Below are 12,964 nucleotides of genomic sequence, written 5' to 3' on the forward strand. Positions count from 1 at the left end.
TTCACCCGGCCGATACGGGGGTCATGGCATCGATCACGGTGACGTCCAGCTGCCGGCGCGACGTGACGGAGAGCTTGGAGAACACCTTGCGCAGGTGCCAGTCCACGGTGTGTGGGCTGAGGAACAACTGCAGGCCGATCTCCTGATTCGTCAGCCCGGTCGCGGCGAGGTGCGCGATCTGGGCCTCTTTCGCGGTCAGTACGCCGTGGCTGCCGACGGCGTGCTCTCCGGTCGTCTCGCCGATGCCCGCTAGCTCCGATCGAGCGCGCTCTGCGAAGGCCATCGCGCCGCTGTCGGCCAGGCTGTCGTGAGCCAGCCGGAGTTCGAGCTGAGCATCCGTACGCCGGTGCTCGCGGCGCAACCACTCGCCGTACAACAGGTGCGTCCGAGCCAGCTGTACGGCGATCCTCGTGCTCGCGAGCCGCTCGATCGACTCCTGGTAGAGGGCCTCGGCTGCCGGGCCGTCGGCGAGCAGCGCGGCTGAACGGGCCAGGATCCCCAAGGCCCAGTCGGTGCCTGCCGCCTGCGTGCGTTCCTGCAGTTGTTGCAAGGCGCCGACTGCCTCGGCGCGGGCGTTGCTGCGAGCGGCGGCCTCGACGTACTCGGCGAGGGACCACCCGAAGAAGCCCAGGTCCTCCTGCGCGCTGGCAGTCCGGGCTGCGTCGAGTGCTGCCTCGTAGTGTCCAAGGCCGTTGCACAGGACTGCGGTCGCAAGCCTGGCCAGGCTGAGTGCGCGGCCTTCGCCTCGTTCGATCGCCTCCCGGATACCGATGGTGATCGACTCGAGGGCTGCTGTCTTCTCGCCGCGCCAGGCAGCGAGCATCAGCCGCCCCTCGCGGATCGGCGCGTTGCCGGTCGCCGCCGCGATGGCCTCGGACTCGGCAACCAGGATCGAGGCCGCGCCGAACTCTCCGGCATGAAGATGCACACCGGCTCGGTAGGACAGGGCGCCTGGCAGGACCCCAAGTACGCCGAGCCCGCGCGCCAGCTCGAGCCCGCGGCCGGCCAGCTCGTGCCACGCGTCGTCGTCCCACAGTTCGACCGCGACCGGGCAACCGCGCCACAGCCAGTGCACAACCTTCTCGTCGCCGAGGTCGGCGGCCGCACGGAAGGAATGCAGAGCGGTCTTCAGCGCGGGTACGGCGGCGGCGTACCCGTCGGTGAACCGCATCGCGACCCCGTCGAGCAGGAGCTCCATGGGCCCGGACGGCGACGAGGCCGAGCCGGCCGCGCGGGCGGCCTCGGCCGCGTTCTCGACGCCGTGGTCGACGCCGAGCCGGCCGGCGAAGACGGCTGCGCCGAGCGCCTCCAGATAGGTGTCGCGCGCGGACGGGTCGTGGAGATCCTCGAGCCGGATGGCCGCCTTGAGAAGCATCGGCCCGGCTTCTCGCCCGCGGCCGCGAGCGACGTCGATCCGGGCCCGCAGCCGGGCCAGCCGCGCGCGATGCAGGTCGTCCACCGGACCGAGCTCGGCGGCAGCGAGCAGGTCGTAGGCAGCGTCCGGTTCGCCTGCGTCGAACTTCGTGCCGGCAGCGGTCAGCGCTCGCTCAGCACGTCGCCGCGGATCCGGAGTCAACTCCGCTGCACGTTGGAGCAGGACGGCCGCAGCCGCGACACCGCCGCGGGCCTGCGCTCTCCCTGCGGCGTTATCGAGTTCAGCGGCCACGGCCTCGTCGAGTCCTACCGTCGCGCACGCGCGATGCCAGGCGCGGCGATCAGGGTCGAGTACTGCGTCGGTCGCCGCGGCCAAGGCACGATGCACTGTGCGCTGGTCCTCGGGGGAGGCGGCGCGGTAGACCGCTGACCGGATGAGTGGATGCCGGAAGCGGATCCGGGCCCCGATGTCGATGAGGTCGCTCGACTCGGCGACGTCGGCAGCACCGGAGTCGATCCCGAGCAGCTCGGCCGCGCGCCAGAGAAGAGAGGCGTCGCCGACCGGCTCGGCCGCGGCGGTCAGCAGGAGAAGACGGGTCTGCTCGGGCAGCGGCTGGATCCGTCGCAGGTAGCCCGCTTCGATCTTGGCTGCCAGCTCATCGGGCAGCCCCAGGCCGGAGGCCAGTTGTCCGGTCGGGAGATCCCGCGGCAGTTCGATCAGCGCGAGCGGATTGCCGCGTGTCTCGGCAACGAAGCGATCGCGGACGCGTTCGTCCACGGCAGCGGTGATCGTCGTGTCGAGCAGGGCGCGCGCATCGCCGTACCCGAGGCCGGTGACCACGAGTTCCGGCAAACCGGTCAGCTCCTGGGGTTCGCTGGGTTCGCGGATCGCGAAGACGAGGGCGACTCGCTCTGCCAGGAGCCGGCGGGCCACGAAGGCGAGGGTCTGGGCAGAGACCCGGTCGAGCCATTGGGCATCGTCGATCAGGCAGATCAGCGGCCTGTCCTCGGCGGTCTCGGCGAGCAGGTTGAGCATCGCGAGACCGACCTGGAAGCGGTCGGGCGGCGTACCCGCGGTCAGGCCGAACGCCGTACTCAGGGCTTGGTACCGAGGATCGGGCAACCGCGGGTGGAACTGGGTGCAGAGCTGGTGCAGGCCGCCGAACGCCAACTCCATCTCGGATTCGATTCCGGCGGCGCGTGCGATCCGGCAGGAGGACGAGTGGGCTTCGAGGTAGTCGAGCAGCGCGGTCTTCCCGATCCCGGCTTCGCCACGCAGTACGAGCGCAGTGCTCCGCCCCGCCCGCAGATCGGCCACCAGCCGATCGAGGGTTTCGCACTCACCCTGCCGACCTTCCAGCTGAAGGCCCCGATCTGTGATCGTCATAGCCCACCGCCCAGTCAATGAGCCTATCCGCGCCCGGTCGGGAGGTGCAACGAACCGTCTAGGTACCGGACAGTCACGCGCGTTCGTCGCACCTGTGCCGGGCGCGGTCAGGCGGCCAGGTCGGCGGTCAGGAGTTCCTCGAATCCGGTCAGGTCGCCGGCCCGTGCTGCGTCGATGAACGCGTGCACGAAGTGCTGATGTGACGCTGTGCTGACGATCGTCGGCTTGTCGGTCGCGATCCGTCGTCGCGCGCGGCAGACCAGCTGCCGGCTGTTCGCCGTACCGACTTGGAGGAACTCGGCGAGCTGCCCGTACGAGTAGTCGAAGGCCTCGCGCAGTACGAAGGCCGCACGTTCCCTGGGGGACAGGCTCTGCAGGACCATCAGTACTGCGTGTTCGACGGCGTCACTCTGCTCGACCGCGGCCGCCGGGTCCTCGCCGTCGTCGATCCGCTCGGCCGCCGCGGAGGTCATCGGGGTCTCGTGGCGTCGTCGCGCGGACTGGCTGACGTTGATCGAGAGCCGTGTGGTCATCGTCGCCAGGAGTGCCTGCGGATTCTCGACCACCGTGCGGTCCGTCCGCTGCCAGCGCAGCCACGTCTCCTGTACGACGTCCTCGGCGTCGGACGCGCTGGAGAGGAAGCGGTATGCGATCGCGAGCAATCGCGGCCGGACTTCCAGGAAGGTTGCGACCGCGTCGTCCAGGTCGCCGCCGACTTGCCCGGTGCATGCGGTCTGGACCGCTGAGTTCTCTCCTTCGTACCGCACCTGCCGTGACACTGTGGCGTTCACGTTTCCGGCTCCTCTCGGGCTCGTCGTGCCCTCGAGTTCACGATCCGGCCACCCGCCCTGCGGTCGCGCCGTTGAAGGACGTGGGCAGCTGCGTAGTTGCCACCCCTACGCATGCGTGGGGGCCCACTACGTGGTTGCCCTCTGCAACGTGTCGTCCTGCTTGGAGGACCGGACGGCGACGCGGTTCGTGACACGACGTCACAGCCGAGGTGCTTGTGCTGTCTTTGTTGGTGAAGCAGATAGGGGAGCGCGATGAGTTCCACGCCGCAACACCGTGCCGAGCTGTTCGTGATGATGCAGCTGCGGCGACTCAGCTTCGGCCACAACCTGTTGCGCCGTAGGGTCGACCGGATCGAGGCGGCGTTCCTGCTGGTCGCGATCGCGGTCGCCCTGTTGGTGATCCCCGCGGCAGCAGCCCTCGGTACGACGCTGCACGATCGCGCGGAGCAGTCCGCGACCGAGGAGCGCGCGAGCGTTCACCAGGTCCGCGCTCGAACCTTGGAGGGCACGGCCAACGCGGTTCCCTCGACGCTGGGTCTGAGCACCACTTCGGTTCGCGTCAGCTGGCAGGACCCGTCAGGTTCCCCTCACGAGGGGAAGGCCGACGTTCTGCTAGGTACTCCGGTGAACACCGCCGTGAGGATCTGGATCGACCAGGCCGGCACGATGACGGGCGCCCCAGGCACCTCTGCCGACAGCGACGCCCTCGGCACCGCGATCGCCCTGACCCTGCCGTTACTCGCCTGGCCCGCGATCTTCGCCGGCTTCCGCCTCGGGCGCCGTCCCCTCGACCGCTACCGCGCCGACGAATGGGCCCGCGAATGGCGCAAGGTCTCCCCTCGCTGGACCGGCCGCCAATCCTGACGTCAGGCGAGTAGGCCCAGCACCTCGTCGCGGAGCTGGGCCATCGTCGGCCGGTCGGGGGCTTCCACGTTGAGGCGGAGAGCGGCGCGGTCGTCTGCCCGAGGGCCTGGAGCACATGTAGAGCGGCGAGCATGCCGCTGTCGGCGTTCCAGAAGTCGCCGAAGTAGTAGTGGCCGGAGTGTTCCCCGCCGAAGACGGCGTGGTTGTCGGCCATCACCTGCTTGATGAACGAGTGCCCGACGCGAGACTCGCGTCGTTGCCGCCGGCACCACAGCCCGCCACCGCCGACAGCGCTGATAGGGCGAGGGCAACGCCCGCGGCGACTACTGTTCGCTTCATCGTTCCTCCAGCGCAGGTCCGGTCGTACTTGAAGGTCCGGGTAGCGCGGCCGGGGGTGACAGGTCGACGTCACAAACCGGCGGTTCGCGTTGTCCTACTCAGGAATGACGTCGACCCGGAGGTCGAGATGAAGACCACCCAGCGCTGGCAGCACCGAGGCGCGTGTATTGCCGAAGATCCCGAACTGTTCTTCCCGCTAGGTACGACCGGACCCGCCCTGCGGCAGATCGAAACCGCGAAGCAGGTCTGCCGTCGCTGCGAAGTAGCCGACATCTGCCTCGACTGGGCGCTGCGTTCCGGCCAGGACGCCGGAGTCTGGGGCGGCCTCGACGAACTCGAACGCCGCACGCTGAGACGAAGCCAGCTGCGTGCCCAGAACAGCCGGGATTAGGCGGTTCGTGGGACCAACCGTTTCGCAGAGCCTGCTGGGTGGCACCGGAGGGCCACGATCAGTGGAACGGAAGGAGAGTTCGATGAGTGCTGGCGACAAGATCAAGAACGCTGCCGAGGCTGCCAAGGGCAAGGCCAAGGAGAAGGCCGGCGACGCGACCGACGATCGCGACCTGCAGGCCGAGGGCCAGGCGGAGAAGACGAAGGCCGACCTGAAGCAGGCCGGCGAGAAGGCGAAGGACGCCTTCAAGGACTGACAGCAGCTTAAGTTTCACGAACGAAATGGGCCGATAACGGCATCCTTACCGTGTTCGGGAATTCCTGTCAGGGATCGCGGAAAGTCCTACTGTCAAAGGCGTTCCAGTGATTCCCTGCGTGAGAGGAATTTCCATGCCCATTCATTCTGCCCGGTTGCTGGCGCCTGCCGTCGCGGCCGTTGCCGTGGCGTCCCTGCTGGCGACCGCGCCCGCAAACGCCGCGGTGAACGGACGATCCGGCGGCGACCGCGTCGACGTCGTCGGTCACGTGTACGAGACGACGAACGCGGCGGCCGGCAACGCCGTGCAGGTCTTCGATCGACTGCGTGACGGCAGTTTGCGCGCCGGCGCCACCGTTCCGACCGGCGGTCACGGATCCGGTGCGTCGCTTGCTTCGCAGTACGGACTGGTGCGTGACGGCAACCTGTTGTTCGCGGTGAACGGCGGCGACGACACGGTGTCGACACTCGCCATCACCGACCGAGGTCTTGTACGTCGGGATGTTGCTCCCAGTGGCGGCGACCTGCCGGTCAGCGTCACCGTCCGCCACGGGATCGTGTACGTCCTGAACCAGAACAGCGAAACCATCAGCGGTCTGCGGGTCAGCCACGACGGACACCTGCAGCCGTTGCCGCACTCGACGAAGGCCCTCAGCAAGTCCGGCGCGACTCCGACAGCAGCCGCCCAGGTCTCGTTCACGCCTGACGGCCGGAGTCTGGTCGTCACCCACAAGGGCGATCAGACGATCGATACGTTCGCCGTACGCAACGGGTACGCCGGTACGGCGACACCGCATCACTCCGCCGGCGTCACTCCGTACGGATTCGACTTCGATCGTCGTGGTGATGCGATCGTGTCCGAGGCCGGCCCGTCAGCGGTCTCGTCCTACTCCGTGCACGGCAATCGCGTGCGGACGATCAGCGCTTCGGTGAGTGACCAGCAGGCCGCGGCGTGCTGGCTCGTCGTCACACGCGATTACGCCTTCACGGTCAACGCGGCGAGCGCGTCGATCTCGTCGTACCGGATCAGCGCCGATGGACGTCTGAGGCTGATCGCGTCTGTCGCGGCTCCGACGAGTGCCGGGGGATCCGACGCCGCGCTCAGCCCGGACGGCAAGTTCCTGTACGTGCGTCTGTCCAACGGCTCGGTTGCGTCGTACGCGGTTCATCACGACGGCACGCTCACGAAGCAGCAGGACGTCGCCGGTGCGGCCACCGCAGGCACTAGCGGCCTTGCCGCGAACTAAGTGGCCGACCTCCACAAGCATTGTGCATTGATGCGCGGATCTGCATCATAGAGTCCACAATTGCGCATAGGAGGATGGTAGGCGTGGCTGGAACGTGGGAGTTTGTGGTCTGCGATGCGCTCGTGAAAGTGCACCCGGTGAGGGACCCGCGTCCCGTGTCGGCCGAGACGCGGTTGCAGGCGTTCCTCGGCGAGCAGGCGTCGTTCCAGCTGGCTTACCGTCCTCCGCTCGTGCCCACGTTCCGCGACCCGAGCCCGCTCCAGGTCCGGGTCGAAGGTACGGCGGCAGACCTGGTCGCGGTGTCGTGCGTCGACCTCGTGCCGTGCTCGTTCGTCGCTCTGCCGGGGCATGACGACGGCTACGAGTTCGACGAGCCCGGCCTGTATCCGGATCTGCTGCGGCCGATCCCGAACGGCGAGGTCCCGGTCCGATTCGGTGCCTGGGGAGCGTTGTGGTTCGACGTCACCACGACCGATCCGGCCCGGGCCGGCGTACACGAACTGATGATTGTGATCACCTCGTCCGACGGCACCGAGCTGCATCGGGCATCGGTCACCGTCGAGCTCACCGCGATCGAGTTGCCGCCGCTCGACATCGTGTCGAGCCATTGGATGCACCTCGACTCGCTCGCGGATCACTACGGCCTCGAGGTGTTCAGCGAAGAGCATTGGAATGTCGTGGAGCGGTTCATGGCGTCCGCGGCGGAGATGGGCGCGACCTCGCTGCTCGCGCCGGTGTGGACGCCGCCGCTCGACACCGCGGTCGGCTCGTACCGGACCGTCGTACAGCTCATCGACATCACGGAGACCGCCGACGGCTACGAGTTCGGCTTCGAGCGGGTGCGGCGGTGGCTCGAGCTCTGTCGGCGTACCGGGATCACCGGCGTCGAGGTCGCGCATCTCTTCACCCAATGGGGAGCGAACGCGACGCCGGGCATCATCGTGAACCACGAGCGCGCCTTCGGCTGGGACGTTCCCGCGACCGACGGCCGGTACCGGAAGCTGATGGAGGCGCTGCTGCCGGCGCTGCAGGCCGTGCTCGACGAGGAGTGGGACCGCGACCACGTCGTCTTCCACATCTCCGACGAGCCGTCGGGGGAGGACGGGCTGGCGACGTACCTCGCCGCGAAAGCCGTGGTCGCCGATCTGCTGAAGGGCTGGACCGTCGTCGACGCGCTGAGCGAGCACTCGTTCTACACCTCCGGTGCCGTCGCAGTGCCCGTCGTCGCGACCAACCACGTCGAGCCGTTCCTCGCCGAGCGGCCGGAGCGCCTCTGGGTCTACTACTGCGTCTCACAGGATCGCGACGTCGCCAACCGGTTCATCGGAATGCCTTCGGCGCGCAACCGTGCCCTCGGGCACCAGTTGTTCGCGTCCGGGGTCGACGGCTTCCTGCACTGGGGATTCAACTTCTGGTACACCTGGCACTCGATCCGACGGGTGAACCCGTTCGAGGACACGTCGGCCGGCGGAGCGTTCCCATCCGGTGATGCCTTCGCGGTGTACCCGGGCACAGGCGGTACGCCGTGGCCGTCGATCCGCCACCGTGTCTTCGCCCAGGCGATGTGGGACCACCGCGCGCTGCAGGCGATCCGCGCGGCCCAGGGCGGTACGGCGGCGCTGGACGTCATCGACCCCGACCGCACCCTGCGGTTCGACCGCCCAGTGCTCGACCCGCAGCACTACTACGAGTCCCGCCGGCGCATGACCGCCGCACTGTCGAAAGCCTCAAGTTAACCAACTGTGACGAGTTGGTGCCTTACTGTGACAGTAGGGCATCAATTCAACGGGGGTCACAAGGAGGCAGTCGTGGAATCACCCAGTCCTGCGGCTCGGATCGGTGCGGAATTTCTCGGGACATTCTGGCTGGTGTTCGGCGGCTGCGGTGCCGCCGTGCTGGCCGGTGTCGTGCTCACCCCGGACAAGGTTCCCGTCGGTATCGGCTATCTCGGTGTGGCGCTGGCCTTCGGCCTGACCGTGCTGACCATGGCGTACGCCGTCGGCCATGTCTCCGGCGGTCATTTCAACCCGGCCGTCACGATCGGTCTCGCGGTCGCCCAGCGGATCGAGTGGAAATGGGTTCCGGCGTACATCGTCACCCAGATCGTCGCCGCCAGCGCGGCCGGCGCCATTCTGCTGGCAGTTGCCAGCGGCAAGGATGGTTTCAGTGCCAGCGAGAGCGGATTCGCGAGCAATGGTTACGGTGACCGTTCGCCGGGCGGTTACTCGCTGCTGGCCTGCGCGATTGTCGAGATCGTGCTGACGGCTTTCTTCCTGTACGTGATCCTCGGCGCGACCGATGACCGGGCGCCGAAGGGATTCGCGCCGATCGCCATCGGCCTCGCACTCACACTGATCCACCTGGTCGGCATCCCGGTCACGAACACGTCGGTCAACCCGGCGCGCTCGCTCGGCGTCGCCTGGTTCGCCGGCGGTAGCGCACTCGGCCAGGTCTGGCTGTTCATCGTCGCCCCGATCGTCGGCGCGGCCTTCGCCGGCATCAGCTACGCCGGCATCACCGTGGCCCACGGACTGAAGATCGACGAGGGCGTAGCGAACAACCCATAACGCATCGACCACCTGCTCCGCGTCTCGCTGGAGGCGCGGGGCAGGTTCTGGTTCAGGTCACGTCCGGGCAGAGGCCTGGGCGACCGACGGTTACTTCGACCCGGCGGTTGAGGGCTCGGCCGTCCGCGGTGAGGTTCGAGCGCATCGGCCTGGTCGGGCCGAGGGTCTGGACGGTGATGACGAACTGCCCGCGTGGCCGGGATGCGGCTGGTATGCGTGCGACCTGGCGCTTCATCTCGTCGGCGAGCGCCTTGGTGACGGCCTCTGCGCGCCGCTGCCCGAGAGCGCCGAAGCGGGCCGGCTCGCCGAGCTCGTCCTCGTGCCCGACGATCGTGACGTCGAGGCAGTCGAGATTCCCCATCGGTCCGTCGCGGAGCAGATCCTTGGCGAGCTGGACGATCGTACGCCGGTGCGCGGCGGTCAGGCTCGCGCCGCCGAAGGCGAACCGGGTCAGCAGCCGGGCGCCGGCCGGCGGCGGGACCGGATCGAAGAAGTCGGCCTCGTCCTCGAACTCGCGGGCGGCACCCCAGGACCGGCCGTGCACCACCCGGATCCGCAGCAGCGGCGGCGGCGTCTCGTACTCGAACTCGTACTCGTACTCGAGGTCGTGGTATCTCGCCATCGCCGGACCCCTCTCCGCCGTTCCACCTGGCCCCACCGTAGGGCGGCCGCCGGGACCGGGGGAGCCGCCTACCGGGGCGACACTCGACCGGGGTAGCAAGAACATGCGGCTCGCCCAGGGGTTGGCAAGCGCTTGCCAGATTGGCATAGGGTGAGTGGAGTTCAGGTGCTGCCGAGTATCGAGGAGTACGGGTGACTTCCACGCAAGCTGTCAGGTTCGCCGCCGTTGGGCTCGACCACGCGCACATCTTCGGGCAGATCGCGGGCCTGATCGCGGCCGGCGCGGAGTTCGCCGGGATGGCGACCGACGATCAGGACGCGGCGATCGCGGCCCGGGTCCGCGAGCGCTACCCGGACGTCCCGGTGGCCGAGAGCCCGGACGAGCTCCTCGGCCGGGACGGGATCGACCTGATCGTGACCGCCGCCGTACCGGATCGCCGGGGACAGATCGCCGTCACGGCGTTGCTGGCCGGGAAGGACGTCGTGACCGACAAGCCCGGCTGCGTGAGTCTCGAGCAGCTGGAGGAGATCGAGAAGGCGGTCGACCAGAGCGGGCGGTTCTGGTCGGTGACGTTCTCGGAGCGGTTCGAGGTGCCCAGCGCGATCAAGGCCGGTGAGCTGGTCCGCGAGGGCAAGATCGGGACCGTCGTCCAGACCATCGGCATCGGGCCGCACCGCATCGGCGACCGCGGCCACCTCGGCGGCGGCGCCGGCCGCCCGGACTGGTTCTACGACAAGAGCCGGTACGGCGGAATCCTGACCGATATCGCCTCGCACCAGATCGACCAGTTCCTCTGGTTCACCGGCGCGCGGACGGCCGAGGTCGTCGCGAGCACGGTCGGGAACTTCGCCAACCCCGACGAGCCCGGCCTCCAGGACTTCGGCGAGATCCTGCTTCGCAGCGAGAACGCCCAGGGCTACATCCGGGTCGACTGGTACACGCCAGCCGGCCTGCCGACCTGGGGCGACGGCCGGTTGATGATCCTCGGCACCGACGGCTACATCGAGCTCCGCAAGTACATCGACATCGCCGGCCGCGACGGCGGCGACCACCTCTTCCTGGTCAACCAGGAGGGCACGCAGTACGTCGACTGCTCGAAGGTCCAGACGACGTACTACGCCGACCTGATCCGCGACGTCCAGGAACGCACGACCTCGGCCGCTCCGCAGGAGCACACCTTCGAGACGATGCGCCTCGCGTTGAAGGCCCAGCAGCAGGCAACCCTCCGAGGCGCGGCGAAGTAGCCGTTCAGGTCTGCTTTGCCGGCGTCAGCGCGCCTTGGGCTCGCAGGCTCAGGTAGCAGAGGCCGGCGAGCGGGACCGGGGCCCAGAACTGGAGCAGGCGCCAGGAGAGGACGGCGAGGAGGGCGGCCTGGCCGTCGACGCCGAAGCCGATGAGCGACGAGACCGCGATGCCCTCGACGACGCCGATGCCGCCGGGGGTGAGCGGTACGACGGCGGCCAGGTTCGCGGCGCAGTACGCGATCAGGACGGCGATCGGGTGGACTCGCTCACCGAAGGCGGCCAGGAAGGTCCACAGGACGGCGGCGTCGAGGAGCCAGTTCAGCGTTGCCCAGATCAGGAACGCCTTGCGTACTTCGGGGTCCGCGACGACATCGCGCAGCCGGCGGGCAACGGTTGAGATCCACGGCCTGACCCGCTGGGGGAGTCGTCCCAGAATCGCTCGCAGCAGTCGGGCGGCGAGGTGTTCGAGGCTGGAGCTCCCGCGGTCGCCGAGGAAGGTGCACACGATGACGCCCAGCCCGATCAGAAACCCGACCAGGTACGCCGTGGACGCCTCGCGCAGGAACACCGCCGGGATCGACGTCAGCCACGCGAGCAGCGCCAGGGCCAGCGGCGAACCGATCGCCTCCGCCGTAACGGTCGCCGTCACGTTCGCGGGTTGCGCACCGCCCATGACGAGCAGCCGGAAACGCAGCGCGGTCGCGGTTGCGGCGCCGCCGGGTACGACGTGGCTCACGCCGTACCCGGTGAGGTCGGAGCGGAGGATCCAGGAGAACGGCAGGTGGTCCTTGCCGAGCAGGGCGCGGCTGAAGAGCGAGTAGCACACCAGGCTGCCCGCTTCGAGCGCGACGGCGAGGATGAGCCAGGCAGGGTTGAGCTCCGAGACGCGGTGCAGCGACTCCCGCGCGAGGGCGAGCTTCGGGAGTACGACGTACTCGACGACGGCGAACAGGATGACCAACGAGACGGCGGACCACAACCGGCGGTACCAGGCCGGCCGGGTGCGGGTCGCAGTCCGGGTCGCTTTGTCCTTCGACGGCACGACCCCAGTGTGCCGGTGGCCTCAGCGACGCAGTTCGGCGGCGTGGTCCGGGACCTGGGCCTGCATGTCGCGGGGCGGGCGTTCGTACCCCTTGGACGGCGGCCGGGGCGGCAGGGCGAGCGGCGGCCGCTGGACCTCGTGGTACTGGATCGTCGAGAGCAGGTGGGCGATCATGTTGATCCGCGCCGAGCGCTTGTCCTCGCTCTCCACGACGTGCCAGGGCGCTTCGGGGATGTCGGTGTGGACGAACATCTCGTCCTTGGCGCGGGAGTAGTCCTCCCAGCGGGTGATCGACTCCAGGTCCATCGGCGACAGCTTCCAGCGCCGCATCGGGTCCTCGAGACGGCTGCGGAAACGGTTCTCCTGCTCGCTGTCGCTGACCGAGAACCAGTACTTGCGCAGGAGTACGCCGTCCTCGACCAGGAGCCGTTCGAAGATCGGGCATTGATGCAGGAACCGCGCGTACTCCTGATTCGTGCAGAACCTCATCACCCGCTCGACGCCCGCTCGGTTGTACCAACTGCGGTCGAACAGCGCGATCTCGCCGGCCGCGGGCAGGTGTTCGACGTACCGCTGGAAGTACCACTCGGTCCGCTGCCGCTCGGTCGGAGCGGGGAGAGCGACGATCCGTGCGACGCGGGGATTGAGGTACTCCGCGACGCGCTTGATCGTGCTGCCCTTGCCGGCCGCGTCCCGCCCCTCGAAGACGATCACGACGCGGGCGCCCTCGACCCGGACCCACTCCTGCAGCTTGACCAACTCGGCCTGGAGCCGCAGCAACTCCCGCTCATAGATCTTCTTCGGCAACCGCCCGTCTTTCGTCATTCCTGAACGATCCCAC

The 12,964-nt window shown here is 68.5% G+C and carries 12 protein-coding genes and 1 pseudogene; 7 read left to right on the top strand and 6 right to left on the bottom strand.

Features of this window, described 5'->3' with window-relative positions:
• Position 1: 1 nt before the first annotated feature.
• Together EV645_RS31210 and EV645_RS31215 are read right to left on the bottom strand one after the other, a co-directional pair.
• A complete protein-coding gene (locus tag EV645_RS31210) occupies positions 2–2,761 on the bottom strand; it encodes an AAA family ATPase (RefSeq protein ID WP_130447632.1) in 2,760 nt (919 codons plus the stop codon).
• A 107-nt stretch (positions 2,762–2,868) separates the two neighbouring features.
• Positions 2,869–3,552, bottom strand: coding sequence for a sigma-70 family RNA polymerase sigma factor (locus EV645_RS31215; protein ID WP_130447633.1), 684 nt, complete (start codon positions 3,550–3,552; stop codon positions 2,869–2,871).
• A gap of 252 nt (positions 3,553–3,804) precedes the next feature.
• Here EV645_RS31215 and EV645_RS42935 point away from each other — a divergent pair, with 252 nt between their 5' ends.
• Positions 3,805–4,416, top strand: coding sequence for an Rv1733c family protein (locus EV645_RS42935; RefSeq protein WP_242000781.1), 612 nt, complete (start codon positions 3,805–3,807; stop codon positions 4,414–4,416).
• An 85-nt stretch (positions 4,417–4,501) separates the two neighbouring features.
• On the opposite strand, the pseudogene EV645_RS43560 reads toward EV645_RS42935, so the two are convergent.
• Positions 4,502–4,828, bottom strand: a pseudogene (locus EV645_RS43560) (hypothetical protein); the annotation flags it as partial.
• A gap of 54 nt (positions 4,829–4,882) precedes the next feature.
• On the opposite strand from EV645_RS43560, the gene EV645_RS31225 reads away from it, so the two are divergent.
• The 5 genes from EV645_RS31225 (at position 4,883) to aqpZ (ending at position 9,215) form a co-directional block, all read left to right on the top strand.
• Positions 4,883–5,146, top strand: a complete 264-nt coding sequence (locus tag EV645_RS31225; RefSeq protein ID WP_130447634.1) for a WhiB family transcriptional regulator — start codon at positions 4,883–4,885, stop codon at positions 5,144–5,146.
• Between the two features lie 82 nt (positions 5,147–5,228).
• Positions 5,229–5,402, top strand: a complete 174-nt coding sequence (locus tag EV645_RS31230; protein ID WP_130447635.1) for a CsbD family protein — start codon at positions 5,229–5,231, stop codon at positions 5,400–5,402.
• 133 nt (positions 5,403–5,535) lie between these two features.
• The gene (locus EV645_RS31235; RefSeq protein WP_130447636.1) at positions 5,536–6,648 is read left to right on the top strand and encodes a lactonase family protein; all 1,113 of its coding nucleotides are present in this window, start codon (positions 5,536–5,538) and stop codon (positions 6,646–6,648) included.
• Between the two features lie 137 nt (positions 6,649–6,785).
• Complete coding sequence (locus EV645_RS31240; RefSeq protein WP_198681964.1) at positions 6,786–8,384, top strand: DUF4091 domain-containing protein; 1,599 nt, start codon at positions 6,786–6,788, stop codon at positions 8,382–8,384.
• 72 nt (positions 8,385–8,456) lie between these two features.
• Positions 8,457–9,215 (top strand): aquaporin Z, encoded by a 759-nt coding sequence (aqpZ, locus tag EV645_RS31245; protein ID WP_130447638.1) that lies wholly within the window; start codon positions 8,457–8,459, stop codon positions 9,213–9,215.
• Positions 9,216–9,267: 52 nt separating this feature from the next.
• Here the strand turns inward: aqpZ and EV645_RS31250 are convergent, their stop codons facing one another.
• The gene (locus tag EV645_RS31250) at positions 9,268–9,837 is read right to left on the bottom strand and encodes an OmpA family protein (protein ID WP_157997190.1); all 570 of its coding nucleotides are present in this window, start codon (positions 9,835–9,837) and stop codon (positions 9,268–9,270) included.
• Positions 9,838–10,028: 191 nt separating this feature from the next.
• On the opposite strand from EV645_RS31250, the gene EV645_RS31255 reads away from it, so the two are divergent.
• A complete protein-coding gene (locus EV645_RS31255) occupies positions 10,029–11,081 on the top strand; it encodes a Gfo/Idh/MocA family protein (RefSeq protein ID WP_130447640.1) in 1,053 nt (350 codons plus the stop codon).
• Between the two features lie 4 nt (positions 11,082–11,085).
• On the opposite strand, the gene EV645_RS31260 is transcribed toward EV645_RS31255, so the two are convergent.
• Both EV645_RS31260 and ppk2 read right to left on the bottom strand, forming a co-directional pair.
• Positions 11,086–12,123 (bottom strand): lysylphosphatidylglycerol synthase transmembrane domain-containing protein, encoded by a 1,038-nt coding sequence (locus tag EV645_RS31260; RefSeq protein WP_130447641.1) that lies wholly within the window; start codon positions 12,121–12,123, stop codon positions 11,086–11,088.
• A gap of 21 nt (positions 12,124–12,144) precedes the next feature.
• Complete coding sequence (gene ppk2, locus EV645_RS31265; protein ID WP_130447642.1) at positions 12,145–12,948, bottom strand: polyphosphate kinase 2; 804 nt, start codon at positions 12,946–12,948, stop codon at positions 12,145–12,147.
• Between the last annotated feature and the right edge of the window lie 16 nt (positions 12,949–12,964).

Origin of the sequence: Kribbella rubisoli (assembly GCF_004217145.1) — a bacterium.
GTDB classification, from domain to species: Bacteria; Actinomycetota; Actinomycetes; order Propionibacteriales; family Kribbellaceae; genus Kribbella; species Kribbella rubisoli.